Origin of the sequence: Tessaracoccus defluvii (genome assembly GCF_014489575.1) — a bacterium.
GTDB classification, from domain to species: Bacteria; Actinomycetota; Actinomycetes; order Propionibacteriales; family Propionibacteriaceae; genus Arachnia; species Arachnia defluvii.
The window spans coordinates 2,508,770-2,535,768 of the sequence record NZ_CP060789.1 but is presented as its reverse complement, the minus strand read 5'-3'; the positions used below and the strand labels follow the sequence as shown (position 1 = coordinate 2,535,768).

Annotated in this window: 24 protein-coding genes, 2 pseudogenes and 1 riboswitch; of the genes and pseudogenes, 14 read left to right on the top strand and 12 right to left on the bottom strand. The window is 69.8% G+C overall.

Going from position 1 to position 26,999, the window contains the following annotated elements; translation table 11 throughout:
* Window positions 1–13: 13 nt before the first annotated feature.
* Both H9L22_RS12135 and H9L22_RS12130 read right to left on the bottom strand, forming a co-directional pair.
* Window positions 14–637: a DUF1707 SHOCT-like domain-containing protein gene (locus tag H9L22_RS12135; RefSeq protein ID WP_187720155.1), complete on the bottom strand. Its 624-nt coding sequence runs from the start codon at window positions 635–637 to the stop codon at window positions 14–16.
* A 700-nt stretch (window positions 638–1,337) separates the two neighbouring features.
* A complete protein-coding gene (locus H9L22_RS12130; protein ID WP_187720154.1) occupies window positions 1,338–1,682 on the bottom strand; it encodes a VOC family protein in 345 nt (114 codons plus the stop codon).
* Between the two features lie 133 nt (window positions 1,683–1,815).
* Between H9L22_RS12130 and H9L22_RS12125 the strand changes: the two genes are divergently transcribed.
* The 7 genes and pseudogenes from H9L22_RS12125 to H9L22_RS12095 all read left to right on the top strand — a co-directional run bounded on the left by H9L22_RS12125 (window position 1,816) and on the right by H9L22_RS12095 (window position 8,802).
* Window positions 1,816–2,520: a hypothetical protein gene (locus H9L22_RS12125; RefSeq protein ID WP_187720153.1), complete on the top strand. Its 705-nt coding sequence runs from the start codon at window positions 1,816–1,818 to the stop codon at window positions 2,518–2,520.
* A 166-nt stretch (window positions 2,521–2,686) separates the two neighbouring features.
* Entirely contained in the window at window positions 2,687–4,531 is a 1,845-nt protein-coding gene (gene dnaK, locus H9L22_RS12120; protein WP_187720152.1) for a molecular chaperone DnaK, read from the top strand.
* On the top strand, window positions 4,528–5,061 hold the full coding sequence (locus H9L22_RS12115; RefSeq protein WP_187720151.1) for a nucleotide exchange factor GrpE: 534 nt from the start codon (window positions 4,528–4,530) through the stop codon (window positions 5,059–5,061). The genes dnaK and H9L22_RS12115 overlap by 4 nt, the downstream gene beginning before the upstream one ends.
* A gap of 33 nt (window positions 5,062–5,094) precedes the next feature.
* Window positions 5,095–6,252, top strand: a complete 1,158-nt coding sequence (dnaJ, locus tag H9L22_RS12110) for a molecular chaperone DnaJ (protein WP_187720150.1) — start codon at window positions 5,095–5,097, stop codon at window positions 6,250–6,252.
* 3 nt (window positions 6,253–6,255) lie between these two features.
* Window positions 6,256–6,678: a heat shock protein transcriptional repressor HspR gene (locus H9L22_RS12105; protein WP_187720149.1), complete on the top strand. Its 423-nt coding sequence runs from the start codon at window positions 6,256–6,258 to the stop codon at window positions 6,676–6,678.
* 62 nt (window positions 6,679–6,740) lie between these two features.
* A pseudogene (locus H9L22_RS12100) lies at window positions 6,741–7,690 on the top strand (L-lactate dehydrogenase).
* A gap of 491 nt (window positions 7,691–8,181) precedes the next feature.
* Entirely contained in the window at window positions 8,182–8,802 is a 621-nt protein-coding gene (locus H9L22_RS12095) for a YtxH domain-containing protein (protein WP_187720148.1), read from the top strand.
* On the opposite strand, the gene H9L22_RS12090 is transcribed toward H9L22_RS12095, so the two are convergent.
* Window positions 8,783–9,463 carry an NUDIX hydrolase gene (locus tag H9L22_RS12090; protein ID WP_187720147.1) on the bottom strand — a complete coding sequence of 227 codons (681 nt, stop codon included), beginning with the start codon at window positions 9,461–9,463 and terminating at the stop codon, window positions 8,783–8,785. The two genes, H9L22_RS12095 and H9L22_RS12090, sit on opposite strands and share 20 nt — an antisense overlap.
* A 92-nt stretch (window positions 9,464–9,555) precedes the next feature.
* On the opposite strand from H9L22_RS12090, the gene H9L22_RS12085 reads away from it, so the two are divergent.
* Together H9L22_RS12085 and H9L22_RS12080 are read left to right on the top strand one after the other, a co-directional pair.
* Window positions 9,556–10,560, top strand: a complete 1,005-nt coding sequence (locus tag H9L22_RS12085; protein WP_187720146.1) for an SPFH domain-containing protein — start codon at window positions 9,556–9,558, stop codon at window positions 10,558–10,560.
* Between the two features lie 21 nt (window positions 10,561–10,581).
* On the top strand, window positions 10,582–11,436 hold the full coding sequence (locus tag H9L22_RS12080; protein WP_226965827.1) for an NAD(+)/NADH kinase: 855 nt from the start codon (window positions 10,582–10,584) through the stop codon (window positions 11,434–11,436).
* Window positions 11,437–11,490: 54 nt separating this feature from the next.
* Here H9L22_RS12080 and H9L22_RS12075 read toward each other — a convergent pair whose 3' ends face one another.
* A complete protein-coding gene (locus H9L22_RS12075) occupies window positions 11,491–14,052 on the bottom strand; it encodes a glycogen/starch/alpha-glucan phosphorylase (RefSeq protein WP_187720144.1) in 2,562 nt (853 codons plus the stop codon).
* A gap of 231 nt (window positions 14,053–14,283) precedes the next feature.
* Here H9L22_RS12075 and H9L22_RS12070 point away from each other — a divergent pair, with 231 nt between their 5' ends.
* The 3 genes from H9L22_RS12070 (at window position 14,284) to H9L22_RS12060 (ending at window position 16,269) form a co-directional block, all read left to right on the top strand.
* Entirely contained in the window at window positions 14,284–15,192 is a 909-nt protein-coding gene (locus H9L22_RS12070) for a polysaccharide deacetylase family protein (RefSeq protein ID WP_187720143.1), read from the top strand.
* 72 nt (window positions 15,193–15,264) lie between these two features.
* Window positions 15,265–15,540, top strand: coding sequence for a DUF2277 domain-containing protein (locus tag H9L22_RS12065; RefSeq protein WP_187720142.1), 276 nt, complete (start codon window positions 15,265–15,267; stop codon window positions 15,538–15,540).
* A gap of 24 nt (window positions 15,541–15,564) precedes the next feature.
* Entirely contained in the window at window positions 15,565–16,269 is a 705-nt protein-coding gene (locus tag H9L22_RS12060; protein WP_187720141.1) for an MgtC/SapB family protein, read from the top strand.
* Window positions 16,270–16,276: 7 nt separating this feature from the next.
* On the opposite strand, the gene H9L22_RS12055 is transcribed toward H9L22_RS12060, so the two are convergent.
* From H9L22_RS12055 to H9L22_RS12020, 8 genes are all read right to left on the bottom strand, one after another.
* A complete protein-coding gene (locus H9L22_RS12055) occupies window positions 16,277–16,957 on the bottom strand; it encodes a TenA family protein (RefSeq protein WP_187720140.1) in 681 nt (226 codons plus the stop codon).
* A complete protein-coding gene (gene thiD / locus H9L22_RS12050; RefSeq protein ID WP_187720139.1) occupies window positions 16,954–17,808 on the bottom strand; it encodes a bifunctional hydroxymethylpyrimidine kinase/phosphomethylpyrimidine kinase in 855 nt (284 codons plus the stop codon). The genes H9L22_RS12055 and thiD overlap by 4 nt, the downstream gene beginning before the upstream one ends.
* The gene (gene thiE / locus H9L22_RS12045; protein ID WP_187720138.1) at window positions 17,805–18,482 is read right to left on the bottom strand and encodes a thiamine phosphate synthase; all 678 of its coding nucleotides are present in this window, start codon (window positions 18,480–18,482) and stop codon (window positions 17,805–17,807) included. The genes thiD and thiE overlap by 4 nt, the downstream gene beginning before the upstream one ends.
* Window positions 18,482–19,288: a hydroxyethylthiazole kinase gene (thiM, locus tag H9L22_RS12040; RefSeq protein ID WP_187720137.1), complete on the bottom strand. Its 807-nt coding sequence runs from the start codon at window positions 19,286–19,288 to the stop codon at window positions 18,482–18,484. Before thiM ends, thiE begins: the two co-directional genes overlap by 1 nt.
* Window positions 19,279–19,371, bottom strand: a riboswitch (TPP riboswitch). (Overlaps the previous gene by 10 nt.)
* A gap of 310 nt (window positions 19,372–19,681) precedes the next feature.
* Window positions 19,682–20,494: an endonuclease domain-containing protein gene (locus H9L22_RS12035; protein ID WP_187720136.1), complete on the bottom strand. Its 813-nt coding sequence runs from the start codon at window positions 20,492–20,494 to the stop codon at window positions 19,682–19,684.
* 347 nt (window positions 20,495–20,841) lie between these two features.
* Window positions 20,842–22,032 (bottom strand): glycine C-acetyltransferase, encoded by a 1,191-nt coding sequence (locus tag H9L22_RS12030; RefSeq protein ID WP_406707787.1) that lies wholly within the window; start codon window positions 22,030–22,032, stop codon window positions 20,842–20,844.
* 11 nt (window positions 22,033–22,043) lie between these two features.
* On the bottom strand, window positions 22,044–23,069 hold the full coding sequence (tdh, locus tag H9L22_RS12025; RefSeq protein WP_187720135.1) for an L-threonine 3-dehydrogenase: 1,026 nt from the start codon (window positions 23,067–23,069) through the stop codon (window positions 22,044–22,046).
* 103 nt (window positions 23,070–23,172) lie between these two features.
* A complete protein-coding gene (locus tag H9L22_RS12020) occupies window positions 23,173–23,556 on the bottom strand; it encodes an MmcQ/YjbR family DNA-binding protein (protein WP_187720134.1) in 384 nt (127 codons plus the stop codon).
* Between the two features lie 117 nt (window positions 23,557–23,673).
* On the opposite strand from H9L22_RS12020, the pseudogene clpB reads away from it, so the two are divergent.
* Both clpB and H9L22_RS12010 read left to right on the top strand, forming a co-directional pair.
* A pseudogene (gene clpB / locus H9L22_RS12015) lies at window positions 23,674–26,239 on the top strand (ATP-dependent chaperone ClpB).
* An 86-nt stretch (window positions 26,240–26,325) separates the two neighbouring features.
* Window positions 26,326–26,979 (top strand): DUF1707 SHOCT-like domain-containing protein, encoded by a 654-nt coding sequence (locus H9L22_RS12010; protein WP_187720133.1) that lies wholly within the window; start codon window positions 26,326–26,328, stop codon window positions 26,977–26,979.
* The last annotated feature ends 20 nt before the right edge of the window (window positions 26,980–26,999 follow it).

Genomic DNA, 26,999 nt, shown 5'->3' with positions numbered 1-26,999 from the left:
GACGGCGGCGCCGTCAGCGCTTGTGCCGACGCGACGATGCGGGCCGGACGGTGTTCCCGCCCCAGAAGAGGAAGCCGGTCAGCACCAGCGTGCCGTTGGAGCCGTCGCCCTGCGCGTCGGGCTTGATGTCGTTGCCCGCCATGATCGCGACGGCCCTGTCGATCACCCGCACGCCGTCGGGGACGTAGATCTCGTTGCCGCCCATGACGGCGTGCAGTTCGAGCGTGACGACACGGCCGGGGCCCATCGCCTCCGTCAGGTCGTAGTTGTTGCCGCCCCACCATGCGAAGTTGGTCAGCCGGGTGATCCCGGAGTGCACCAGCTCATCCCGGCCGGACATGATCGAGACCGACCATCCCGCATCGGGCTCGGCGACGGCGGGCAGCGGGGCGTAGGCCGGCTGCGGGACGACGGGAGAACCGGGCGACACCTCCAGCCCGTGCGCCTCCGGCAGGTCGGCCAGGAGCGGCGCGATCTCGTCGGTGAACCTCACCTGCAACACCTGCTCCTGACGGTCGCGGAGCTCGTCGAGGTCGAGCCGTCCGGCTTCGTAGGCCTGCTGGATCACGGTGAGCGCCCGGTCGCGTTCTGGATCGCCGGCGCGGAAGCGGCGTTCGGGCAGGTGCGGATCGGACATGGGGCAACGCTACCGCGTCGCCGTCGATCGTCGACCGGAGTATGGCCGCAGCGCGGTCGTCGCTGGGGCGCAGGCCCATCTGGGGTCGCTTGCGCAACTTCCTGGGTTGTCGAGCACGAATCTGGCTGGGCACACACAAATCTGGCTGCAGCGTGCATTCTGCTGGCTCAAGCCGCCGCTGTGGCGATATGCACACAGCGGCCGCCCAGCGGAGATTCGTGCACAGTCAGCCCGCGGGACGGCGGCACCGGGCAGCTGCTTGGCCCGCCGAGCACAAATCTGGCTAGGCGCGCACAAATCTAGGTCCGGCGTGCATTCGGATGGCTCAAGCCGCCGCTGTGGCGATATGCACACAGCGGCCGCCCAGCGGAGATTCGTGCACAGTCAGCCCACGGGACGGCGGCACCGTCGGCGCTGGGCAGGCCTTTCTGGTTCGCGTGCATTCGCCTGGGTTGCCGGGCACGAATCTGGCTGTGCGGCGCCCGTGTGGCCTGCCGTGCACAAATCTGGCTCCAGCGTGCATTCGGCTGGCTCAAGCCGCCGCTGTGGCGATATGCACACAGCCGCGGCCCAGCGGAGATTCGTGCACAGTCAGCCCACGGGACGGCGGCACCGTCGGCGCTGGGCAGGCCTTTCTGGTTCGCGTGCATTCACCTGGCTCGCCAAGCACAAATCTGGCCCGGCCGAGGGGCGCCCGTCGTCAGGGGGCCGTCCAGGAGCGGACACCGAACCGGTTGCCGTCGGCGTCGGCGAGGACGGCGATCTTCGTACCCGCGCCGACATCTGTCGGCGACATGACGACGCTCGCGCCGGCCGCGACGAGGTCGGCGACGGCCTTGTCGATGTCGGCGTGGTCGACGTAGGGGACCGAGCCGTCGCGGCCGTCGCCCGGTTTGGGGGACAGGCCGAACTCGCAGTCGTCGACGTTGTAGCCGACGTAGTAAGGGGTGTCGGTGTGGGGTTCGACCCCCAGCGCGACGCTGTAGACACGCTTGGCGGCGTCCAGATCGTCGACGGTGACGACGATCGTGCGGAACGCGGGCATGGCTCCTCCTTCATTGGGTATGAGGCCGTTGCCCAGTTTTGCACCGGGGCGAGGCCGTCGGGTGAAGCCCGATCCCAGCCCGGTGCGCGGCCCGAAGAACGCGCCCGACAGGGCCAGGTGCAAAGATCAGGGCATGGGCCTCGACATCTATGTGGGATCACTCAGCAGGTATCTCTCCGGCGACTGGAAGACGGTGGCCGCGCAGGCGGCCGAGGCCGAAGGCATCGCCTTCGTCACGGTCGGCCCCGATCGCGAGAGCCTTGACGCCGCCGAACTCGTGGCGGTCGTCGCCGAGTGGCAGGCCGCGATCGCCGCGGCCCTCGGCGGCGTTGAACCGTGGGACGACAACCCCGACGCTCCCTACGCCACCGACCAGCCCCACTGGCTCGGCTACGGCGGCCTCGCGCTGCTCGCCGCGTACGCCGAGCGCCCCGACCTCGTCTCCCCGGAGGACACCCCCGAGGAGTACGCCGTCGCGCCCGCGTTCCAGGCGATGCAGCACGACCCGGGTCGCTTCCCCAGCCTCCTGGGCGGGGCGGAGTGGTGGCTCCCGTTCGACGGCGTGCGCGCCACCTTCACTGCCGAGGCGCCGCACGGGCACATGATGGCGATGGCGACCCTCGCCCAGCTGCGCGCGGAACTCGACGTTCTCCGTGACGCCGTCGGCGCCACCCATGTCGACCTCGCGACGGCGCTGCTGTCCGGCGGCCCCGACCGCGAGGAGGTCGAGACTGCGGCCGAGTACAGGCATCGTTGGGGGATCTTCGGGCTCGCCGTGTTCGCGGAACTGTGCGCGCAGGCCGAGGGGATGCAACTCCCGCTCCTACTGGATTACTGACCCGGAGCGGCCAGCGTCGCGATCGCCAGCCCTGAGCCGCTTCCTCAGGGTTGAGTCAGGGTGGCTCAACTTCAGCTTGAGCCTGGTTCGCTCATGTGCTTAACTTGAGTCAACCCCGCTCAAGGGCATCGGAATCCATCCCGACATTGACTCCAGGAGGAATCACATGGCTCGTGCAGTAGGCATCGACCTCGGCACCACCAACTCTGTCGTCGCAGTTCTCGAGGGCGGCGAACCCACTGTCATCCCCAACGCTGAGGGGGCCCGCACGACGCCTTCCGTCGTCGCCTTCTCCCCGTCCGGCGAGGTGCTCGTCGGCGAGGTCGCCAAGCGTCAGGCTGTCACCAACATCGACCGCACCGTCCGTTCAGTCAAGCGCCACATGGGCACCGACTGGAAGGTGGACATCGACGGCAAGGACTACCGTCCGCAGCAGATCTCCGCGTTCGTGCTGCAGAAGCTGAAGCGCGACGCCGAGGCCTACCTCGGTGAGTCCGTCACCAACGCGGTCATCACCGTCCCCGCGTACTTCAGCGACGCCGAGCGTCAGGCGACGAAGGAGGCCGGCGAGATCGCGGGCCTGACCGTCGACCGCATCATCAACGAGCCCACCGCCGCCGCGCTGGCCTACGGCCTCGACAAGGGCGACATCGAGCACACCGTCCTCGTCTTCGACCTCGGTGGCGGCACGTTCGACGTGTCCCTCCTCGAGATCGCTGACGGTGTCTTCGAGGTCAAGGCGACCAAGGGCGACAACCGCCTCGGCGGCGACGACTGGGACCAGATCGTCGTCGACTGGCTGGTGCAGCAGTTCAAGAACAAGAACGGCGTCGACCTGTCGCAGGACAAGATGGCCCGCCAGCGCCTCCAGGAGGCCGCCGAGCGCGCCAAGATCGAGCTGAGCTCCGCCTCGGAGTCGACGATCAACCTGCCCTACATCACCGCCTCGGCCGCCGGCCCGCTGCACCTCGACGAGAAGCTGACCCGCGCCGAGTTCCAGCGCATGACCCAGCCGCTGCTCGACCGCTGCCGCGCGCCGTTCAACGCTGTCATCTCCGACGCAAAGACCTCCGTCGACAAGATCGACACCGTCCTGCTCGTCGGCGGCTCGACCCGTATGCCGGCCGTGGCCGAGCTGGTCAAGGAACTCACCGGCGGCAAGGAGCCCAACAAGGGCGTCAACCCGGATGAGGTCGTCGCGCTGGGCGCCTCGCTGCAGGCCGGCGTGCTCAAGGGCGAGGTCAAGGACGTTCTGCTCCTCGACGTCACCCCGCTGAGCCTCGGCATCGAGACCAAGGGTGGCGTGATGACCAAGATCATCGAGCGCAACACCACGATCCCGACCAAGCGTTCCGAGATCTTCACCACCGCCGAGGACAACCAGCCCTCCGTGATGATCCAGATCTACCAGGGCGAGCGTGACTTCGCCCGCGACAACAAGTCGCTCGGCAACTTCGAGCTCACCGGCATCCTGCCGGCGCCCCGCTCAGTCCCGCAGGTCGAGGTCACCTTCGACATCGACGCCAACGGCATCGTGCACGTCTCCGCCAAGGACATGGCCACCGGCAAGGAGCAGTCCATGACGGTGACCGGTGGCTCGGCCCTCGGCAAGGACGACATCGAGCGCATGGTCAAGGACGCCGAGGCCCACGCCGAGGAGGACCGCAAGCGCCGCGAGGCCGTCGACATGCGCAACGAGGGCGACGCCCTGGTGTTCCGCACGGAGAAGCTGCTCAGCGAGCACGCCGACACTATCGGCGAGGACGTCAAGGCGCCCGTCGTCGAGGCGACCGACGCGCTCAAGGAGGCCCTGAAGGGCGAGGACGACGACGCCGTCAAGGCCGCGATCGACGACCTCAACACCAAGGCCGCCTCCATGGGCCAGGCCATCTACGCCGCGGCGCAGGCCAAGGCGCAGGAGTCGGCCCCGGCAGAGGGTGCCGAGGAGCAGCCCGCGGGTGAGGACGATGTCGTTGATGCCGAGATCGTCGACGAAGAGGGCGACAAGTGACCGATCCGCAGAACGAGTTCAGCGGCGAGGCCGCGGGTGAGGGCGTCGAGTCGACGCCCTCACCCGAGGCGACTCCCGTCGAGGAGGAGGCGACCGACGTCGGCGCGGCCGAGCTGGAGGCGTTGATCGCCGAGCGCACGGCCGACCTGCAGCGGCTCCAGGCCGAGTACGTCAACTACAAGAAGCGTGTCGACCGTGACCGTGACCTGTCGCGACAGCACGGGATTGAGGCCGTCCTCACCGACTTCATGCCGGTGCTCGACGCCATCACCCTCGCGAAGCAGCACGACGACATCGCCGGCGGCTTCAAGATGGTGGTCGACGAACTCGAAAAGGTCACCTCCAAGCACGGTCTCGTCTCGTTCGGCGAGGTCGGCGAGGAGTTCGACCCGACAAGGCACGATGCGCTGATGACGGTTCCCATGGAGGAGCCGGTCGCCGTCGTCACCGTGTCCCAGGTGATGCAGCAGGGCTACTCCCTCAACGGCAGGGTCATCCGCCCCGCCCGCGTCGGCGTTGCCAATCCCTGATCACGACGACCCCGGAGAGGAGATGAGCGAGGAATGAGTACGAAGGACTGGCTCGAAAAGGACTACTACAAGGTCCTCGGTGTCTCCAAGAGCGCGAGCGCCGACGAGATCAAGAAGGCGTTCCGCAAGATCGCCCGCGAGAACCACCCGGATCAGAACCCCGGTGACAAGTCCGCGGAGGCCCGCTTCAAGGAGGCCTCCGAAGCCAACACCGTGCTGTCGGATGCTGACAAGCGCAAGGAGTACGACGAGGCCCGCAGTCTGTTCGGCGGCGGTTTCAAGTTCAACCGCCCGGGTCAGCCCGGCGGCTCCGGCGCCGGCTTCGACGACCTGTTCCGCAACGCCACCAACGGCGGCGCGGGCGGGTTGGGCGATCTCTTCGGCGGGCTGTTCAACGGCTCCAGCGGGGCCACGCGGCGCGCGACGCAGCGTGGCCCCCGCCGGGGCGCCGACATCGAGGGTGAGACGAGCCTCACCTTCGAGCAGGCCGTCGAGGGTGCGACCATCACGCTGAGGACCGTGTCCGACCAGCCGTGTTCGTCCTGCCGGGGGACAGGCGCGAAGGCCGGCACCCTGCCTCGGGTCTGCCCGACGTGTGAGGGCTCCGGTATGAAGGCCTCCGCGGCCGGTGGCGTATTCCAGATGAGTGAACCGTGCGTAGATTGCCTCGGCCGTGGGCTCATCGTCGACGACCCGTGCCCCGACTGCGCAGGCTCCGGCCGTGGCCGCTCTACCACGACGATGCAGGTCCGGATCCCGGCCGGCGTCGAGGACGGGCAGCGGATCAAGCTGAAGGGCAAGGGCGCGCCGGGCGAGAACGGCGGCGCCGCCGGCGACCTGTACGTCAGCGTCCACGTCAAGCCGCACAAGCTGTTCGGTCGCAGCGGGGCCAACCTCACGCTCGAGGTGCCGGTCACGTTCACCGAGGCGTCGCTGGGCGCCGAGATCGAGATCCCGACACTGCAGGGCCCCCGGGTCAAGCTCCGGATCCCGGCCTCCACGCCGAACGGGCGCACGATGCGCGTCCGGGGCAAGGGCGCGCGGAAGAAGGACGGCACTATGGGCGACCTGCTCGTCACCGTGAAGGTCGAAGTGCCCGACGACCTGAGCGACGAGGCCAAGGCAGCACTCAAGGAGTACGCCGAGAAGGCCCACCAGACCAACCCCCGCGCGGCCCTATTCGAGGGCTGACGCATGGCCTACCTGCCTCAGCCGTTCGACCCGGATGCCGCGGTGTTCACCGTCTCGGTGGCCGCGTCGTTGGCGGACATGCACGCGCAGACGCTGCGGGGATACGACCGGCTCGGGCTGGTCGTCCCCGTACGCTCGCGCGGCCGCGGCAGGCGCTACTCGCTGCGCGACATCGCGAAGCTCCGGCACGTGCAGCAGCTGAGCCAGGAGGAGGGCATCAACCTGGAAGGCATCCGGCGCATCCTCGCGCTGGAGGCCGAGGTCGACGGTCTCCGCGGCCAGGTTGAGCACCTCACCGAGGCGCTGCGGGCGGTGCAGTCGAGCCCGCTGGCCGCCCGGCTCTTCACCGCCGAGTCGTCGGGGGCGGTGCACCGGGGCCGGTTCCGGCCGACCACCCCGCCCGCGCTGCCATACCGTCCGGCCTGACCCACGAGGCCCGCTGCCGCTTCGCTAGGATCGGTGTGACCCGAACCCGAGGAGCGGACGTCATGGTGATGCGAAGCGGTACCAAGCTGTCCGTCGTCGGCGCCGGAGCGGTCGGCACCTCGCTCGCGTATGCGGCCCTGATCCGCGGCGTCGCCTCCGAAGTGGCGCTCCACGACATCAACGCGAAGAAGGTCCACGCGGAGGCCCTCGACCTGGCCCACGGCGCGCAGTTCCTGCCCCCGGCCCGCATCCACGGCTCGGACGACGTCCAGATCACCACCGGCTCCGACGTCGTCGTCATCGCCGCGGGTGCCAAGCAGCAGCCGGGTGAGACGCGTATGGACCTGGCCGGCAAGACGGTCTCGCTGATGAAGAAGATCGTCCCGCCGCTGGTAGAGCGGTCGCCGCAGGCGATCTTTCTGCTGGTGACCAACCCTGTCGACGTCGTCACGCAGGCCGTGCTGCGGATCTCCGGCCTCCCGCGCACCGGGTCTTCGGGTCGGGCACCGTCCTCGACTCCAGCCGCCTGCGGTGGCAGATCGCGACCGAATGTCACGTGGCCGCCGCCAACGTCCACGCCTACATGTGCGGGGAACACGGCGACTCCGAGATTCCGCTGTGGAGTTCGGCGAGCATCGGCGGGGTGCCGCTCAGCGAATGGGAGCACCAGACCGGCCAGCTGACGCCGCTGCGGCGCGACGAGATCGCCCACGACGTCGTCCACGCCGCCTACGAGGTGATCGAGGGCAAGGGGGCCACGAACTACGCGATCGGTGTCGCCGGGGCCCGCATCATCCAGACGATCCTGCGCGACGAGAACGCCGTCCTGCCTGTCAGCGCGCTGCTCGACGACTGGCACGGCATTTCGGACGTGTGCATGTCGGTGCCGCAGATCGTCGGTCGCCGGGGCATCGTCAAGGCGCTGGAGCTGCCGCTGGCCGACGAGGAGTTGGCCGGCCTGCGCGCCAGCGCCGAGCACATCCGCGAAGTTGCCGGGAGCCTCGGCTTCTGACCCTGGGTCTGTCCCTTCTGTCCTGACGCCCTGCTGCCCTGTGACTTCCAGTGCGCATGCCCCGTTCGACCAGGCGTCCTCTGCCGTGCCGTCCGTCGTCGTGCACGAATCTGGTTCTGGCGTGCGTTCGGCTGGCTCTGGCGGCCGTTGTGGCGATATGCACGCAGCGGCCGCTCAGCGGAGATTCGTGCACGTTTGGGCCGGGGGCGGTGGTCGTTCCTCACACGTTCCGCAGAGGCGGGGGTGCGCAGGCCCGCGGAGGGGGCAACCCGAGCCTCCGGATGGAGCACGTCGCCGGGCATCTCCCGGCCCGATCTCGCGCGGCGCGCCGGATTCGGTTCGGTCTCGTCGCTGCGTCGGGGTATGTGCCTGCCCTGACCGGGGTGCCCCCGCGGCCCGGGGCGGCTCAGGGCAGAAGCCAGGGGTCCGCCCCTGTGGTTGGTGGGGGCGTGCGAGCACACTGGAGTGGTAACCCCACGACAGGAGTACTCATGACCGAGCACATCAACGACCGATTCGACGAGCCCGTGGATGCGGAAGTGGTGGTCGAGCCCATCGTCGATGCCGATGACGCCAAGGAGATCCCCGCCGAGGAGGCTCTCGCGACCGCGAAGCAGAACGCCAAGGAGCTGGGGGAGACACTCCTCGAGGCCGCCAGCACTGCCGCCTACGCGACGGTGGGGCTGGTCGGGCTCGCCAGCGACCGGGTCAAGGACTACTACGAGGACCAGAAGCGCGCGTATGTCGCCGCCCACCCGGACGAGGAGTCGACCAGCTCGGCCCACAAGGTGATGTTCCGGCTGCGCGAGCAGCTCGACGAGTTCGTCGGCGACGTCGGACGCCTCGTCCGTGATCTGGCAGACCGGGGACGCAGCGGCGCTGAGACCATCGCGGACAAGGCCGAGGACCTGGCCGACAAGGCCGAGGATCTCGCAGAGAAGGCAGCGGACAGGGCCGAGGATCTCGCAGAGAAGGCAGCGGACAAGGCCGAGGACGTCGCCGACAAGGTGAAGGACTTCACCGAGGGTCTGGTGGACAGGGGGAGGAGGGGCGTTCGTAGCGTCCGCCGCCCGCCTCACTGGTCGCCGCTGATCACCCCGACGCGCGGGTGATCGGCGGCGACAGAGTGTCCAGCGCCCCCCGCGTGTACAACTGTGCGGGCCGGCCGCCGTCGACGGTGCTCGTGCGGCCGGTGGGCTCCAGAAAACCCGCCGACCCGGTCACCTTGCGATGGAAGTTCCTCGGATCGAGCGGATGGCCCCAGACGGCCTCGTAGATCCCCCTCAACTGGGCCACGGTGAACTCAGGTGGACAGAACGCGGCCGCCAGCGGCGAGTATTCGAGTTTGGCGCGGGCGCGCTCGATGCCGTCGGCGAGGATGTCGTCGTGGTCGAAGGCCAGTCGCATCTCGCCCGCCTCCAGGTCGGCCACGGGTACCCAGGCCGCGTCTGAGGCATCGGTTCCGGCGACAGGTGCGCCCACCTGCGGCACCAGCGCCAGGAAGGCGACGGTGACGGTGCGGCCGCGGGGGTCCCGCTCCGGAGCGCCGTAGGTGGCCAGCTGCTCGAGATGGACGCCCGTCCCGATCGCCGTCTCCTCGACGAGCTCGCGGTAGGCGGCCGTCGTCAGGTCCTCCTCTGGCAGCACGTACCCACCGGGCAGCGCCCACTCGCCCTCGAACGGGGGATAGCGCCGCTCCACCAGGAGTACGTGGAGGCGTGACTCGCGGATCGTGAGAACGACCAGATCGACCGTGACGAAGAACTCCCGCATGCCCTGAGTCTACCCCCTTATCGTCAGTTTGACATCGCTTGCCAGGTTGCTTATCGTCAATATCACGAGAAGATCCCGGAAGGAGGCCAGCGATGGCCAAGATCACGCAGTTCCCCTTCGTCCGCCACCTGCGCGGCAATGCGACGACCTACAGCGAGTGCCTGACCCGAGGACGACGCACGCACGCTGGAGTCGGGGCCGGATTCTGGTTCCGCCCCCTAACAGCGGCGATCAGCGAGGTGCCGGTCGATGATCGGGAGCAGGAGGCCCTGGTCAGGATCCGGACCTCCGATCTGCAGGAGGTCACGGCGCCGGCCACCGTCACCTACCGCTTCGCCGAGCCGGCGCAGGCCGCAGGCCGTGTCGACTTCTCCATCGACCCGAGGACAGGCCGCTGGGTGGAGAACCCCCTGGAGACTGTCGGGGGCATGATCCACGGCGCCACGGCCGCCGCAGTCGCCGGGGGATTGAACGGGCGGCCGCTGCGTGAGGTGCTATCGCTCGACCTCGGTGACGTCGCGGACGCCACCGTCGTCCGGCTGCAAGCCGACGCACGGCTGATGGCGATCGGCATCGAGGTGATCGGTGTGCGGTTCGCGCTGCTGCGGCCCGAGCCCGAGGTCGAGCGGGCTCTGCAGTTGCCCGCCCGCGAGCAGGTGCAGCAGGAGGCCGACCGTGCCACGTTCGAGCGCCGTGCACTGGCTGTGGAGAAGGAGGCGGCCATCGGCGAGAACGAGCTGGCCAACCAGATCGAACTGGCGAAGCGACGCGAGCAGCTGATCGCGCAGAACGGCGCCAATGCCCGCCGGGAGGCGGAGGACGACGCCGCCGCCGACGCGGTGCGTGTCAGGGCAGAGGCCAGCCGCGGGACGGCCCTGGCGCAGGCCAAGGCGGAGGCGGCACGGGCCTTGGGTGAGGCGGAGGCTGACGCGGAAGCCGCGAGGCTGGATGCCTACCGCGATGCCGGCCGCGACCTGATGCTCAGCCTCGCGCTGCGTGAATTGGCAGCCAACCTGCCCAAGGTGGAGCAGTTGGTGCTCACCCCCGACCTCCTGACGGGGTTGCTCGGGCGGCTGACCAGCGGCGAGCGGGTCTGAGCGATGGCGACGCCGAGGGCCGTGGTCATCCATCGCGCGACCGAACATGAGGTCCTGATCGCCAGACATGGCACGCTCGGCCAGGCCGCCTTCGTCCTGCGGAGCCGGGGCCGGACCCTGGACGACCTCGAGACGCGACGTGAGGAGCAGGAGCAGGCGCGGACGATCGTGTCCGCCGCCATCCCCTCCGAATGGAGGCGAGCCGAGGTGGAGCGCGGCGACGTCTCCCGGTTCGTGTTCGGCCCCGAGGACGTCGTGGTCGTCGTCGGGCAGGACGGCCTGGTGGCCAACGTGGCGAAGTACCTCGACGGCCAGCCGGTCATCGGGATCAATCCCGGCGGACATGCCGGCGTGCTCGTGCCACACCGCCCAGCCGACTGCGCCCGCCTGCTTGCCGACCCTTCGAAGGCCCGACCCCTGCGGCGCACCATGGTGGCGATCCGCACCGACGACGGCCAGGAGCTCACCGCGCTGAACGAGATCTACGTCGGCCAACCGACCCACCAGTCGAGCCGGTACCGCATCGAGGTGGCGGGGCGGACCGAGCGGCAGGCTTCGTCGGGCCTCATCGTCGGTACCGGCACCGGGGCGACCGGCTGGTGCGCGTCGCTGCAGCGGACGGTTGATCCGGAGGTGCCGCTGCCGACGCCGACGGATCCGGCGCTCGCCTGGTTCGTGCGGGAGGCCTGGCCGTCACCGTCCACCGGGGTGCAGCTGACGAGCGGCAGGCTGGGGGCTGACGACGAGCTCGCGCTGGTCGTGGAGTCGGACACCCTCGTGGTCTTCGGCGATGGGATCGAGGATGATCATCTGACTCTCAGCTGGGGGCAGCGGGTCGTCATCAGCGTCTCCCGCACCGTGCTCCACACTCTCTGAGGAACGACAACGGGGCCGCCCTCCCGGAGGAGGTCGGCCCCGTTGCGGACGGCATCAGAGCATCGGCGACGTGTGCCAGATGCGCTGCAGGTAGTCGCGCATCGAGCGGTCCGAGCTGAAGTAGCCGGTACGCGCGACGTTGAGGATCGTGGAGCGGGTCCACGCCTCCTGGTCGGCGTAGCGCTCCTCGACCTTCGCCTGCGTGTCGACGTAGGCCTGGAAGTCGGCCAGGGCCATGAACCGGTCCTGGTTGAGCAGGTTGTAGACGACCGAGTCGAACAGGTGGCGGTCGCCGTCGGAGAAGTGACCCGACAGGATGAGGTCGAGCGTGGCCTTCAGCTGCGGGTTCGCCTCGTAGCAGGAGCCCGGGTTGTAGCCCTTCGCCCCCAGCGCGGAGACGGCGGGCTCGTCCATGCCGAACAGGAAGAAGTGCTTGTCGCCGACCAGACGACGGATCTCCACGTTCGCGCCGTCATCCGTGCCGATCGTTAGCGCGCCGTTGAGGGCGAACTTCATGTTGCCGGTGCCCGACGCCTCCATGCCCGCGAGCGAGATCTGCTCGGACAGGTCGGCGGCGGGGATGAGGGTCTCGGCGAGCGTCACGTTGTAGTTCGCCGGGAAGGCGATCTTCAGGCGCTCCTCGAGCTCCGGTGCGGCGTTGACCTTGGCGGCCACCTTGTTGATCAGGTGGATCGTGTCCTTGGCCATCCGGTACCCGGGGGCGGCCTTGGCGCCGAACACGACGGTGCGCGGCGTCAGGTCGGCGGCCGAGATCTTTCCGGAGATGACCTGCTCGTACAGCGACACGATGTGCAGGAGCTTCAGCGACTGCCGCTTGTACTCGTGGAGGCGCTTGACCATGACGTCGAGCAGGTGGCCGTCGGGCAGGTCGATGCCGTCGCGGGCGCGCAGGAGGTCTGTCAGGCGGTGCTTGTTGGCGGCCTTGACCGCCGCGAAGCGCTCCCTGAACTGTGGATCGTCAGCGTACGGCTCCAGCTCCTTCAGGCGCTCGAGGTCGGTGAGCCAGCCGGCGCCGATGGTGTCGGTGATCAGCTCGCTGAGGAGGGGGTTCGACAGCCGCACGAAGCGGCGGGGCGTGACGCCGTTGGTGACATTGGTGAACTTCTCGGGCCACAGGCTCGAGAAATCGGGCAGGACCTTGTCGCGCAGGAGCTGCGAGTGCAGCTCGGCGACGCCGTTGACCCGGCTCGCCGCGACGGTGGCGAGGAACGCCATCCGGACGCCGCGCTCGGGGTGCTCCGAGATCATCGACATGCGGCGGGCCAGCATCTCGTCACCCGGGTAGGTCTGCCGGACCAGCGACAGGAACTGGTCGTTGATCTGGAAGATGATCTCAAGGTGTCGGGGCAGCAGCCGGCCGAGCAGCTCAGTGGGCCACACCTCGAGGGCCTCGGGCAGCAGGGTGTGACAGGTGTAGTCGAAGCATTGGCGCGTGACCTCCCACGCCTCGTCCCAGTCGAAGCCGTGCTCGTCGATGAGGATGCGCATCAGCTCGGGCACCGCGATGACGGGGTGTGTGTCGTTGAGCTGGAACGTGATCCGCTCGGGCAGGCGATGAAGGTCGAAGCCGGGCTCGAGCTCGTGGTCAATGAAGTCGCGCAGCGAGGCGGCGACGAAGAAGTACTGCTGCTGCAGGCGCAGTTCCTTGCCCTGCGGCGTCGAATCCTCGGGGTAGAGCACCTTCGAGATGTTCTCGGCGAAGGTCTGGGCGCGGACGGCCTGCGCGTAGTCTCCGGAGTTGAAGATCTGCAGGTCGAAGGCCTTCGTGGCCTGCGCCGACCACAGACGCAGCGTGTTGACGCGCCCGTTCAGGTAGCCGGGGACCATGTAGTTGTACGGGACGGCCAGCACGTTCCAGGACGGCACCCAGCGGGTCCGCTCCTGTCCGCCGTCATCCGCGTAGCGCTCGGTGTGGCCGCCGAAGTGGACCTGGACTGCCGACTCGGGGTGCGGGAACTCCCAGGGGGCGCCGAGAGCCAGCCACGTATCGGGCTGCTCGACCTGACGGCCGTCGACGAACGTCTGCCGGAAGATGCCGTACTCGTAGCGGATGCCATAGCCGATGCTCGGCACGTCCATCGTGGCCAGCGAGTCGATGAAGCAGGCCGCGAGGCGACCGAGGCCGCCGTTGCCGAGGCCGGGCTCGACCTCCTGCACCCGCAGATCCGCCAGGTCGATGCCGCAGAGCTCCAGGCCCTTCTCGGCGATGTCGGCGAGATCGCTCGCCAGCAGCGCGTTGTCGAGCTGACGACCCAGGAGGTACTCAGCCGACAGGTAGCCCACCGTCTTGACCTTGGCCGCACGCGTCTTGAGGCCCGTCTCGAGCCAGCGGGCCATCAGGTAGTTCTTGACGGTCGACGCCAGCGCCAGGTACTGGTCGTTGAGGCTGGACGCTGAGAGGGTCACGCCCTGGTTCGTGTTGAGCTCGTGCAGGAACTCACGGACGAAGCCGTCGACATTGTGTGAGGGCGAGCCCACGGGGGCGGTGGCCAGCGGGTGGGTGGCGGTCGATGCGGGGCCCAGTCGCCTGCCGTTGACGGTGCTCGTCTCGGCGGTTGGCGCTGCGGGCCGGTTCGGCTGCGCGGTATCAGACATGCGAACCAGAGTAGTTGACCGACTTTGCAAGTGCCATACAGCCTTGTTGCAATGCGTCGCGCGCCGGTGGATTCGCGGGATGTGAGCGGGTGTTCAGGCCGCCCGGCGGTGAGACAGGGTGTCCCTCGGGGCGGGGATCCCGGGAGTTCTTGCAGGATTTTGCGGGCCCTTGCAGCCCAGGGTGCCCGCGGGTGGCCCGGACGGTGGGGCGGTTCCGTGGGAGAATCCGGCATGCGGATCGGACGACGGACGGTGCTCGGGCTGGGAATGGCGGGCCTGGTCGGGTGCGCGCCGTCGCCGTCGCCGTCGGCTTCCGGATCGTCGTCCGCGGTGCCGTCGTCGTCCGTGGTGCCGACAGCCGGCGCTTCGTCGAGTGCGCCGACGCCGCGCCCCCAGCCGTCGAGCGTGCCCTCGCCGTCTCCGTCCACGCTGCCGGTGCCCGGCCGGGACGAGCTGATCGCCCGCTACGACGGCATCGCCCCCACGGCCTGGGGGCTCGAGATCGACGGGGTGGTGCTGAGGTCCCAGGACGACAGGGTCGTCCTCACCTTCGACGCGTGCGGCGGGAAGAAGGGCTCCGGCTACGACTCGGACCTCATCGAGGCGCTCCGCCGGCTCCAGGTTCCCGCGACGCTGTTTCTCAACCTGCGCTGGATCGACGCCAACCCCGCCGTCGCCCGTGAACTCGCCGCGGACCCCCTGTTCGAGATCGCCAACCACGGCACCGCGCACCGGCCGCTGTCGGTCACCGGCGCCGAGGCCTACGGCATCACGGGGACGACGTCGGTGGGCGAGGCGTACGACGAGGTGATGGGCGGACACGCCCGGATCGTCGAGCTGACAGGATCGGCCCCGCTGTGGTTCCGGTCAGGTACGGCGCACGTCGACGACGTCGCCGTCCGCCTCGTCACCGACCTGGGGCAGCGGGTGGTGAACTTCGACGTCAACGCCGACGGCGGCGCCACCTTCAACCCCGCCCAGGTGGCTTCCGCCCTGGCCGCCGTCCGCCCGGGATCCATCAGCATCGGCCACTTCAACCGGCCCGGGTCCGGCACGGCCGCGGGAGTGGCCGAGGCGCTGCCCCGGCTCCTCGACGGGGGCGTCACTTTCGCGCGGCTGCGCGACGCCGTCGTGGCCTGACGTCGTCCCCAGATTCCGCCCATCTGAGAATCAAGGGGATCCGGTGTCGGTGTCGCGGCTTAAGCTGACGCCATGTGTAGGAACATCCGGCCTCTGAACAACTTCGAGCCGCCGGCCACCACCGACGAGGTGCGCGCCGCGGCGCTGCAGTACGTGCGGAAGGTGGCGGGCGCCACGAAGCCCAGCAAGGCCAACGAAGAGGCGTTCAACCGCGCCGTCGAGGAGATCGCACACATCACGGCGCACCTGCTCGAGGACCTTGTCACGACGGTGCCACCCAAGGACCGGGAGTCCGAGGCCGTCAAGGCCCGCGCCCGGGCCGCCAAACGCTACGCCGCCACCGCCTGACGCGGGGCCCGAGGAGGATTCTTCATGCTGTTCGACTGGAGCAAGGTGCCGATGGAGATCGCGCTGGTCTCCCTCGCCTTTGTGCTGTGCACGCTCGTCGGGATCGAGCGCCACTTCCAGCACAAGTCGGCCGGCGTGCGCACGCACGCCCTCGTCGGCCTGGGCAGTTGCGTCTTCACCCTGATCTCGGTCGAGGGCTTCGTCGGGTTGGCCGAGTACCAGGTCACCCGTGACCCGTCGCGCATCTCGGCCCAGATCGTCTCCGGCATCGGCTTCCTCGGCGCGGGCGTGATCTTCGTCAACCGCGATGTCGTGCGTGGCCTGACCACTGCCGCGACCATCTGGCTCTCCGCCGCGATCGGCATGGCCTGCGGCGCGGGCATGCTGCCGCTCGCCGTCCTCGCGACGCTGCTGCACTTCGTCACCGTCTGGGGAGTCGCCCCGCTCACCCGCCTCATCCCGCGCGCCGGCGACCGGTCGACGGTGCGGCTGATCTACGAGGACGGCAAGGGCGTCCTGCGAGACGTGCTCGCCGAGGCGACCGCATTGGGTGTGGAGACGACGCTGCTGAACACCAAGTCGACCCATCGGGGCAACGTGCCGGTGGTGCGCGCCGAGATCCGCTTCCGGGGCGGCCCCGGGCTGCCGCACGTCATGGCGCAGCTCCAGGAACTCGACGGCGTGATCGAGGTCGAGCAGACGACGCGGGCGGAGATCGACGACCTCTGAGTGTCGGTTAGAAGGGCCAGGCCTCCAGCTCGTAGGAGCGGGCCCAGAACTCGTGCTCGTACCAGGTGGCGGCCTCGAACGCCTCCAGCATCGCGGCCCGGGTGGGCGCGTCTGCCTGCGCGGCGGCCTCGTCGAGCAGGCGGATGGCGGTCGCCGTCGCCTCCCGGACGGCGGGGTCGACGTAGGCCGCGACCCAGGCGCTGTACGGATGGCCGGCCAGCCGCGACGCCGTCGCGGCCAGGCGTTCGCCGACATCCGCGTACACCCAGTAGCAGGGGAGGACGGCGGCGACGCCGACCGGGTACGGCTCGAAGGCGACCGAGGCCTGCAGGAACGAGACGTAGGCGCGCGTCGTCGGGGAGGCCTTGGCCGCGCGGGGCTGCCCGGCGAGGCGGGGGTCGGCCATGAGCGTGGCGTGCAGCTCGACCTCCGCGGCCACCGACTCGCCGGCACCCAGGGCCCAGAAGGCCGTGGCCTCCGCCGTCGGGGCCCTGCCCGCGAGCGTGGCCAGGGCCCGGCCGTAGCCGCGCAGGTAGAAGTCGTCCTGGGCCAGGTACTCGGAGAAGCGGTGTGGCTCGAGGGTGCCGTCGGCCAACTCGGTCAGGAGCGGGAGGGCGTCGATGTCGCCCCGGAGGCGCTCTGTCGCCGACCACGCTGCGGTGCTGAACTCACCCATCTGCCAGCTCACAGGCCCAGGCTTTCTGCGCGTCCGACAAGGTGATTCACGGGGCCGTGGCCGAGCTCCGGCGTCCTGCCGAGGCGCCAGTGCGCGCCAGACTCGATCGCCCGCATCAGGTAGTCGCGGGCCTCCTGGACCGCCTCGAGCGAGACGCCGGACGCGATCGTGTCGCCCCGGAGCGCCGCACACGCGGCGACGGCAGAGCTGAGGGTGCAGCCGGTGCCGTGGGTGTTGCGGGTGTCGAAACGGGGGCCGGACAGCAGCGCGGTGGAGTCCGCCGTCGCATAGACATCGGTCATGTCTGTCTCGCCGGTCAGGTGCCCGCCCTTGACGAGGGCCGCGCGGGCGCCGAGCCGCAGCAGCGCCGTCGCCTGGTCGACGAGGCCGTCGGTGTCGGTGGCAGCGGGGAGCTCCAGCAGGACGGCGGCTTCTGGCGCGTTGGGGGTGATGACGTCGGCGAGCGGGAGCAGGCGGGTGCGGACGATGTCGACGGCATCGTCGGACAGGAGCGCGTCGCCGGAGGTGGCGATCATGACGGGGTCGAGGACCACGAGGCCGAACTCGTCGCGTCGTTCCTCCAGGAGGTCGGCGACGGTGGCGGCGACCGCGGCGTTGGACAGCATGCCGAGTTTCGTCGCGGCGACGGGCAGGTCGTCGAGGACGGCGACGACCTGGGCGCGGACGAGGTCGGGGTCGACGGGGCGGGCGTCGCGGACGCCGACGGTGTTCTGCACCGTCAGCCCGGCGAGCGCGGCGGTGCCGTAGACGCCGAGCGCGGCGAAGGTCTTGAGGTCGGCCTGGATGCCGGCGCCGCCGCTGGGATCTGAGCCGGCGATGCTGAGGACGATGACGGGGTTCATGCGGGACTCCAGAGGGAGAGCAGGCGGCTGGCGGCCGCGCGGGGGTCGGGGGAAGCGGCGATCGCGGAGACGACGCAGACGCCGTCGACGCCGGTGGCGATGACGTCGCGGGCGTTGTCGGCGTTGATGCCGCCGATGCCGAGGGTGATGGCGGCGCCCGCCGTCAGGTCGACGAGGCGGCGGGCGCCGTCGAGTCCGAGGGCGGGGTCGGTGTCGGTCTTGGTGGGCGTGGCCCAGATGGGGGACAGGCCGAGTGCGTCGGCGGTCGGGTCGGCGAGTTCGGCCAGCAGTTGGGCCTCGTTGGAGATGGACAGGCCGATGAGCGTGTCGTCGCCGAGGCGGGCGCGGGCGCGGTGGATGTCGCCGTCGGATTGGCCGAGGTGGAGGTGCAGGCCGAAGTGGTCGGCGATGTCGAGGCGGTCGTTGACGAAGATGTCGACCCGCCGTCCGGTGACGTCGAAGGCGCGGTCGGCGGCGAGCATGACGTCGCGGGTGAGGCGGGCGAAGTCGTCGTCGTCGAGGTCCTTGTCGCGGACCTGGATGACGCCGACGCCGCCGATGATCGCCTCCTCGACGACGGCGGGGACGCGGTCGATCCCGCCGCTGAGGGCGGTGTCGGTGACGAAGTAGAGGCGCCAGTCGACGTCGGCGCTGTACTCGGGGCGGGCGCGCATCAGGCCTCCGCGATGTCGACGGCGACCAGGGTCGACTCGGGTGTGAGCGTGTGGAGGGCGTCGAGCCAGGCGGTCCGGAAGGAACCCGGGCCCGCGGTTTGCGTCGCTGCGAGGCTGCCGGCGGCCGCGAACAGTGCGTGGGCGGCGACGACGGCGTCGTGCTCGTCGAGTCCTGCCGGGCGGGCCGCGCCGAGGCAGGCGGCGACGACCGCGCCGAGCGAGCAGCCTGTACCGATCACGAGCGGCATGAGGGGGCTGCCGCCGGTGACGCGGGTGACGCGGCCGTCGGGGGAGACGATGACGTCGACCGGGCCGGAGACAGCGACGATCGCGCCGGTCGTGTCGGCCAGTTCGCGGGCGGTGTCGAGGGCGGACTCGGCGTCGTCGGTCGCGTCGACCCCGCGTCCCCCGGCGCTGGCCCCGGCGAGGCCGAGGATTTCGGAGGCGTTGCCGCGGATGGCGGTCGGGCGGTCGGCGAGGAGGTCCCGGGCGAGGGCGGTGCGCACGGGAAGCCCGCCGACGGCGACCGGGTCGAGCACCCACGGGTGCCCGGCGGCGACGGCGGCAGGGGCCGCGAGTCGCATGCCGGCGTGCTGCTCGGCGGATCCGTTGCCGACGTTGATCAGCAGGGCCGAGGCGATGCCGGCGAAGATCGCGGCCTCCTCGGGAAGGTCGATCATCGCGGGGGCGGCGCCGACGGCGAGCAGCACGTTGGCGGTGATCTCGGGCACGACGGTGTTGGTCATGCAGTGGACGAGCGGGTTCGCGGCGCGGACCTCGCTCAGGACGGCGGATACGGTGCTCAACCTGGGCTCCCTTCGCTAGCACTACCTAGATCAGGTGTTGCGGGTGTGATCTCAGCCCCAACGGGGCACCCCGGACGTGTGTCAGCCTAGCAGCGGGCGCAGGGCGGGTCCCGGGGCCGGGTCGAGTGGTCCCGAGGCCGAGCCCGAGACCGAGCCCCTGCCCCTGCCCCCGAGACCGAGACCGAGACCGAGCCCTGCCCCTGCCTCTGCCCCCGAGATGTGCACGAATCTCCGTGGAACGGCGGCTGTGTGCATATCGCCGTAGCGGCGGCTTGGGCCAGCGCAGTGTTCGTGAAAGCCAGATTTGTGTTCGACGGGAGGACGGCACGGTTGCCCCGTCCCCGGGGAGCGGTGCCAGGGGCGAGCAACCAGGACCAGCGAGCAGCACCTGCGTCATCGGCTCCGGTTGATGTGCTTCCTTCTCCTGATCTGGCGCAGCAGGCTGGCTTGGGTTTCCGGCCACTGGTCCCAGATCTGTCGGTAGCTGAGCCTGAGGGTGTCCAGCCCCAGATCGCGGGCGGCCAGGTCTCTGGAGCGGTCGATCTCGTGCTGCTCGGCGCTTCGGTGGAACGCTGCTCCGTCGCACTCGATGATGAGCCGTTCGCCCACCAGCAGATCCACCCTTCCGATCGGTCGGATGTTCACCTGCGGTCGGACCGGTACGCGGCAGCGACGGAGGAACAGGCGTACCCGTGTCTCGCTGCCGGACTCCGACACGTCGAGATGCTTGGCCAGCCGTATCCGGCTGCGCGTCGGGTGTCCGAGGACCTCGTGGATCTCGTCGGGTTTGATGAGACGGAGGTTGAGGGCCGACTCGAGAACGACGAGCGCCTCCTCGGCGCTGTGCCGCTGTGCCACCTGAGCCAAGCAGTCCTTGAGAGGCCACACCGGGGTCCGAGGATGGGGCGCGCTCGAGACGTGCTGGAACAACCCCGGAAGGTGCGGGAATCGAGCGCCGTCGCCGTACACCACATGGAGGGCGTACACCGCGGGAACCCACAGTCCGTAGGAGGCGCAGCCGCTGAGGCACCCGAGGCGCCCCTTCAGTTCCAGGGCGCGCGCAACATCTGGGTCGGCGTCCCTGAATTCGTACCAGCCCCTCATCAGCCGCCGGATCACGCCGGTGGCCAGGGCGTCATTGATGTCCCTCCGTGAGGCGCCGCTGCCTCGGAGCTGTGCGTAGGTGGCAATGCCTGAAATCTCCATGACCGCGTTATGGGTCGCTCCGCGGGTGCATGCCCGGTATCCCCAGCCAATTCGGTGCCTGGGGAGCACAAATCTGGCTCCAGCGTGCATTCGGCTGGCTCAGGCGGCCGATCTGGCGATATGCGCGTAGCGGCGGCTCAGTGGAGATTCGTGCACTTTCAGCCCCGGGCGCTGCGCTCCGGGGCCTCGGGCCCCGGCCTCAGCGCGTACGAGCTCCGCGTGCACAAATCTGGCTTTCGCGAACACTCTGCTGGTTCAGGCGGCCGTTGTGGCGATATGCACGTAGCGGCGGCTCAGTGGAGATTCGTGCACTTTCAGCCCCGGGCGGTGCGCTCCACGCCCTCGCCTCAGGCGACCTCCGCCCGCGCCTCCACGAACGCCTCGATCGCCTTGTCCAAGTCCTCCCGTGTCAGCGACGCCGACAGCTGCGTCCGGATCCGCGCCTTGTCCCTCGGCACCACCGGGTAGCTGAACGCCCTCACGTACACGCCCCGCGCCAGGATCGCGTCCGCCATCCTCGCCGCCAGCGCCGCGTCGCCCAGCATCACCGGCACGATCGGGTGATCCGACTCCGGCACCGTGAAACCCTCCTCGACGATCCGGCGCCGGAAGTAGGCCGTGTTTTCCCGCAGCCGCGTCAGCAGGTCGGGCTTCTCGGCCAGCAGATCGATGACGGCGATCGCCGCCGCCGTGATCGACGGCGCCAACGAGTTGCTGAACAGGTACGGGCGCGAACGCTGCCGCAGCAGCTCCACCATCTCGGCGCGGGCGCACGTGAACCCGCCCGAGGCCCCGCCCAGCGCCTTGCCCAGCGTTCCCGTGAGAATGTCGACGCGGTCCGCCACGCCGAACAGCTCCGGTGTACCCGCGCCCGTCTCGCCCATGAAACCGACGGCGTGCGAGTCGTCGACCATCACCAGGGCGCCGTACTCGTCGGCCAGCGCGCAGATCCTGTCGAGCGGGGCGACGTAGCCGTCCATCGAGAACACGCCGTCGGTGGCGATCAGCGTGTGGCGGGCGCCGGCGGCCCGGGCCGCCTCGAGCTGGGTGCGCAGGTCGTCCAGGTCACGGTTGCGGTAGCGGTAGCGCATCGCCTTCGACAGGCGGACGCCGTCGATGATCGAGGCGTGGTTCAGCTCGTCGGAGATGATCGCGTCGCGGTCGGTGAGCAGCGTCTCGAACAACCCGCCGTTCGCGTCGAAGCACGACGAGTACAGGATCGTGTCGAAGCCCGGCTGCCCGAGCCGCAGGAAGCCTGTCAGCTTCGACTCGAGCTCCTGGTGCTGCGTCTGCGTGCCGCAGATGAACCGCACCGACGCCATGCCAAAGCCCCACCGGTCGAGCGCGTCCTTCGCGGCGGCGATGAGCTCGGGCGAATCGGCCAGCCCGAGGTAGTTGTTGGCGCAGAGGTTGATGACCTCGCCGCCGAGCGTGCCGACATGCGCAGCCTGCGCCGTCGTCAGAGGGGCCTCGTCCTTGTAGAGGCCCTGGTCGCGCAGCGACTGCAGCTCCGCGCGGATGTCGTCGAGAATGCCCATGGTTGTTTTCCTCACTCCCAGTTCAGGATGACCTTGCCAGACCGCCCGTTGCCCGCGATGGCGAACGCCTCCGCGAACTCGGTGGCCGGCAGCCGGTCGGTGATGACGCCGCTGACGTCGAGGCCCGAGCGGACCAGCGTGCTCATCGCGTACCAGGTCTCGAAGATCTGCCGACCCGTGACGCCCTGGATGGTGAGCATGTTGAAGATGATCGTCGAGAAGTCGACGGTGAGCTCCTGCGTCGGCGTCCCGAGCAGCGCGATGCGGCCGCCGTGGGTCATGTTGTCGATCATGGACCGCAGCGCGGCGCCCGACCCGGACATCTCCAGACCGATGTCGAAGCCCTCGTGCATGTCGTGGCGGGCGTACGTGTCGGCGATGTCCTCCCGCGACACGTTGACGGTGGACGTCAGGCCCAGCGAATCCGCCAGCGCCAGCCGCTCGTCGGACATGTCTGTGATGACGACGTTGCGGGCGCCCTGGAACTTGGCCACGAGTGCCGCCATGATCCCGATCGGCCCCGCGCCCGTGACGAGGACATCCTCGGCCAGTGCCGGGAACTGCAGCGCCGCGTGCACCGCGTTGCCGAACGGGTCGAAGATCGCGGCGACGTCAGGGTCCATGCCCTCGGGATGCACCCACACGTTGCCGGCCGGCATCGCGAAGTACTCGCAGAAGGCGCCGTCGACGTGGTACCCGATGCCGCGCGTGTTGCGGCACAGGTGACGCTTCCCCGCCAAGCAGGCGCGGCAACGGCCGCAGACGTAGTGCCCCTCACCGGAGACGAACTGCCCGACGCTGAGGTTCTCGACGGAGCTGCCGAGCTCGACGATCTCGCCGCAGAACTCGTGGCCGATGACCTTCGGGGTGGTCACCGTCTTCTGCGCCCAGCCGTCCCAGTTCGCGATGTGCAGGTCGGTGCCGCAGATGCCTGTGCTGCGGACCTTGATGAGCACCTCGTTGGGCCCGGGGGAAGGGACGGGGATGTCGATGAGTTCCAGCCCGGGACCGGGCCGCGTCTTCGCGAGCGCCTTCATGGGCGCCATCGTTCCAGATCACCTTGGCCGTCCCGCGCCTGCCCCCGGATCCGACGCTGGAGGCGCCGTCCGGAGCGCGGCCGGGTCAGCGGGCCCGGTCCGCTCAGGCGGGAGCCGGTGGCAGCCCCAGCGGGTCGACCAGCCGGGCGGGCGCCCGCGTGCAGTACGACTCGACCAGCAGCTCGGCCACCTCGTCCCAGTCGGTGGCCCCGTCGAGCACCAACCCGATCGCGTCGGCGCCCCAGCCCGCACGGAAGTAGGGCGGTCCCAGATGCTCGAACGCGACGACGTCGGCCGGCTGCCCGTGCAGAACGATCCGGAACAGCTGGTCCTCGCCGCCGAAGATGTGCGCGATCGTCGCGCCACCCACGCGCCAGCGGATGCCCACCCACCCCGGCTCCTCGTACGTCTCCGGCAGCGTGTCCATGACGGCGCGCACCCGCGAGAGCATGTCGGCGGGCACCTCGGGGCGGTCCTTCGGAGCCATGGTCTGAGCCTTCCACAAGGGGAAAACCGGGGGAATACCCGACCCGGACCGCAGGTTGAGTGTAGTAGACTCAACTTCGTATCCGGTATCCCGAGTGATGAGGAGACACCACCACACATGAACACCGAACGGCTCACGACCAAGTCGCGCGACGCGCTCACCGCCGCCGTCCGCCAGGCACTGACCAACGGAAACCCGAACACCGAACCCGAACACCTCCTGCACGGCCTGCTGCTGCCGCCGGACAACACCGTCGGCACGCTCCTCGAGGCCACGGGAGCCGACGCTGCCGCCGTCGATGCGGCCGCGGTCGCCGCCATCGGCAAGCTGCCGTCGACGACCGGCAGTTCCGTCACGCAGCCCGCCCTGAGCGGGTCGTTCGCGCGCGTCCTCGCGACCGCCGAAACCCTCGCCGACGAGCTGGGCGACGACTTCGTCGCCACCGAGCACCTGCTGATCGCCCTGGCCCGCGTCGTCTCGGCCGCCCAGACCGTCCTCACCAAGGCCGGCGTGAAGGCCGACGCGCTCCTCGAACACTTCTCCGCCGCCCGCGGCGGCAAGCGCGTCACGTCCGCGGAGTCGGAGGGCGGGGAGTCCGTCCTCGAGAAGTACTCCATCGACCTCACCGAGCGCGCCCGTGACGGCAAGCTCGACCCGGTCATCGGCCGCGACGCCGAGATCCGCCGCGTCGTCCAGGTGCTGGCCCGCCGCACCAAGAACAACCCCGTCCTCATCGGCGAGCCCGGCGTCGGCAAGACCGCCGTCGTCGAGGGCCTCGCGCAGCGGCTCGTCGCCGGCGACGTCCCCGACTCGCTCCGCGGCAGGCGGCTCGTGTCGCTCGACCTGGCCTCCATGGTGGCCGGCGCCAAGTACCGCGGTGAGTTCGAGGAACGACTCAAGGCCGTCCTGACGGAGATTAAGGAGGCCGAGGGGCAGGTCATCACGTTCATCGACGAGCTCCACACCGTCGTCGGCGCGGGCGCGTCCGGCGAGGGCGCCATGGACGCCGGCAACATGCTCAAGCCCATGCTGGCCCGCGGCGAGCTGCGCATGATCGGCGCCACCACCCTCGACGAGTACCGCGAGCGGATCGAGAAGGACCCGGCGCTGGAGCGCCGCTTCCAGCAGGTCTACGTCGGCGAGCCCAGCGTCGAGGACACCATCGCGATCCTCCGCGGCCTGCGCGAGCGCTACGAGGCCCACCACAAGGTGCGCATCACCGACTCGGCGCTGGTCGCAGCCGCCACGCTGTCCGACCGCTACATCACCTCGCGACAGCTCCCCGACAAGGCCATCGACCTGATCGACGAGGCCGCGTCCCGGCTGCGGATGGAGATCGACTCCTCACCGGAGGAGATCGACATGCTCCGCCGCGACGTCGACCGCATGACCATGCAGGCCTTCGCGCTCGAGAAGGAGGAGGACGACGCGTCCCGCGAACGGCTCGCCGCTCTGCGCGCAGAACTCGCCGACGCGCAGGAGAAGCTGCGCGGGCTCGAGGGACGGTGGGAGGCGGAGAAGTCCGGCCTCAACGCCGTCGGCGACCTCAAGGAGCGGATCGACCAGCTCCGCATCGAGGCCGATCGCGCCCAGCGGGCCGGCGACCTGACCAGGGCGTCCGAGATCCTCTACGGCGAGATCCCCGCCGTCGAGGCCCAGCTCGCCGAGGCGGAGGAGTCCGACACGGTGCCGTCGATGGTCTCCGAGGAGGTCGGCGCGGCCGACATCGCGGAGGTCGTCGGCGCCTGGACCGGGATCCCGGTCGGCCGGCTGCTGCAGGGCGAGTCCGAGAAGCTGCTCGAGATGGAGCAGCGGATCGGGGCCCGTCTCATCGGTCAGCGCGAGGCCGTCCAGGCCGTCTCCGACGCCGTCCGTCGCAGCCGGGCCGGCATCTCCGACCCGAACCGCCCACCGGCTCGTTCCTGTTCCTCGGCCCCACCGGCGTCGGCAAGACCGAGCTGGCCAAGGCGCTGGCCGACTTCCTGTTCGACGACGAGACCGCGCTCGTGCGCATCGACATGAGCGAGTACTCCGAGAAGCATTCGGTGGCCCGCCTCGTCGGCGCGCCCCCGGCTACGTCGGCTACGAGGAGGGTGGCCAGCTCACCGAGGCCGTGCGGCGCCGTCCGTACTCGGTCGTCCTGCTCGACGAGGTGGAGAAGGCGCACCCGGACCTGTTCAACATCCTGCTGCAGGTTCTCGACGACGGACGTCTCACCGACGGCCAGGGCCGCACCGTCGACTTCCGCAACACCCTGCTGATCATGACGTCGAACCTGGGCAGCCAGTTCATGGCCGACCCGCTGCTCGACCCCGAGAACCGACGCAACTCGGTGATGGGCGTCGTCAGGCAGGCGTTCAGGCCGGAGTTCCTCAACCGGCTCGACGACATCGTCCTGTTCGACGCGCTGACACCCGAGGAACTGGGCCGGATCGTCGGGATCCAACTCGACCGCCTTAACCGGCGTCTGGCAGACCGTCGGATCGTCGTCGAGGTCACCCCCGAGGCAAGGACCTGGCTGGGCGACGTCGGGTTCGACCCCGTCTACGGCGCCCGCCCGCTGCGCCGGCTCGTGCAGACGACGATCGAGGACCAGCTGGCCCGCGGCCTGCTCGCCGGCACCATCCACGACGGCGTCCAGGTCACGTTCGACAAGGTGGGCGACGGCATCGCGCTGGTCTGAGCCTGTGTTCGGCCCCCGGAGGATGACCTCCGGGGGCCACCGTCACCGGTGGTGGCCGGGGCTCCGTCCACCGGTACCCTGTATCCATGGCGGGCGACAACATCCGGATCGGTGACGCGGAGCGTGACCAGGCCGCCTCGATGCTGCGCGAGCATCACGCGGAGGGCCGGCTGAGCGTCGAGGAGTTCAACGAACGGCTCGACAGGGCGCTCACCGCCCGCGTCATGGACGACCTGATCCCGCTCTTCGCCGACCTCCCCAGCCCGCGCCCCGACGATCCCGGACCGGGGCTCGGCGCACCCTCGCCGTACGGCTACCCCACGGATCGGACGGCGGCGCCGCTGTACGGCGCCCCGCCCGGACCCGAACCCATCTACACGCCCTACCCCGCCGTCCCGGATTCGGGAGTCGCTCCGTCGCGCTCCCCGATGACGTGGCAGCAGCTGTGGTGGGTCATCCCCGCGGTCATCATCTTGATGTCGCTGCTGGGCGGAGCGTCGCAGGGCTTCGGGCTGATCCCCTTCGCCTTCGTCGCGTTCATCGTCGTGAACTCCAGGAGGCGCAGGCTGCCGCAGGTCGCTCCGCCGCGTCCCCTGACCTTCCAGGAGAACGACCAGATCCTGGCGCTGATCGCGTCGCACCGGCAGACCGAGGCGATCAGCCAGTACCAGGCGTACACCGGCGCCGACTTCTACACCGCGAAGCAGACCATCGAGATGATGGGGCGCCAGCTGGGCTGACGGGTCTCCGTCCCGGGAGC

Bases quoted from the DNA above. Each gene is read 5' to 3' on its own strand.
- H9L22_RS12095 (WP_187720148.1), top strand. From the start codon at position 8,182: ATGACCGAGCACATCAACGACCGATTCGACGAGCCCGTGGATGCGGAA.
- H9L22_RS12135 (WP_187720155.1), bottom strand. From the start codon at position 637: ATGTCCGATCCGCACCTGCCCGAACGCCGCTTCCGCGCCGGCGATCCA.
- tdh (WP_187720135.1), bottom strand. From the start codon at position 23,069: ATGAAGGCGCTCGCGAAGACGCGGCCCGGTCCCGGGCTGGAACTCATC.
- H9L22_RS12075 (WP_187720144.1), bottom strand. From the start codon at position 14,052: ATGTCTGATACCGCGCAGCCGAACCGGCCCGCAGCGCCAACCGCCGAG.
- H9L22_RS12030 (WP_406707787.1), bottom strand. From the start codon at position 22,032: ATGGGCATTCTCGACGACATCCGCGCGGAGCTGCAGTCGCTGCGCGAC.
- H9L22_RS12035 (WP_187720136.1), bottom strand. From the start codon at position 20,494: ATGGAGATTTCAGGCATTGCCACCTACGCACAGCTCCGAGGCAGCGGC.
- H9L22_RS12130 (WP_187720154.1), bottom strand. From the start codon at position 1,682: ATGCCCGCGTTCCGCACGATCGTCGTCACCGTCGACGATCTGGACGCC.
- H9L22_RS12125 (WP_187720153.1), top strand. From the start codon at position 1,816: ATGGGCCTCGACATCTATGTGGGATCACTCAGCAGGTATCTCTCCGGC.
- thiD (WP_187720139.1), bottom strand. From the start codon at position 17,808: ATGAACCCCGTCATCGTCCTCAGCATCGCCGGCTCAGATCCCAGCGGC.
- H9L22_RS12070 (WP_187720143.1), top strand. From the start codon at position 14,284: ATGCGGATCGGACGACGGACGGTGCTCGGGCTGGGAATGGCGGGCCTG.
- thiE (WP_187720138.1), bottom strand. From the start codon at position 18,482: ATGCGCGCCCGCCCCGAGTACAGCGCCGACGTCGACTGGCGCCTCTAC.
- dnaK (WP_187720152.1), top strand. From the start codon at position 2,687: ATGGCTCGTGCAGTAGGCATCGACCTCGGCACCACCAACTCTGTCGTC.
- H9L22_RS12060 (WP_187720141.1), top strand. From the start codon at position 15,565: ATGCTGTTCGACTGGAGCAAGGTGCCGATGGAGATCGCGCTGGTCTCC.
- H9L22_RS12010 (WP_187720133.1), top strand. From the start codon at position 26,326: ATGGCGGGCGACAACATCCGGATCGGTGACGCGGAGCGTGACCAGGCC.
- H9L22_RS12065 (WP_187720142.1), top strand. From the start codon at position 15,265: ATGTGTAGGAACATCCGGCCTCTGAACAACTTCGAGCCGCCGGCCACC.
- H9L22_RS12105 (WP_187720149.1), top strand. From the start codon at position 6,256: ATGGCCTACCTGCCTCAGCCGTTCGACCCGGATGCCGCGGTGTTCACC.
- H9L22_RS12020 (WP_187720134.1), bottom strand. From the start codon at position 23,556: ATGGCTCCGAAGGACCGCCCCGAGGTGCCCGCCGACATGCTCTCGCGG.
- H9L22_RS12090 (WP_187720147.1), bottom strand. From the start codon at position 9,463: ATGCGGGAGTTCTTCGTCACGGTCGATCTGGTCGTTCTCACGATCCGC.
- dnaJ (WP_187720150.1), top strand. From the start codon at position 5,095: ATGAGTACGAAGGACTGGCTCGAAAAGGACTACTACAAGGTCCTCGGT.
- H9L22_RS12085 (WP_187720146.1), top strand. From the start codon at position 9,556: ATGGCCAAGATCACGCAGTTCCCCTTCGTCCGCCACCTGCGCGGCAAT.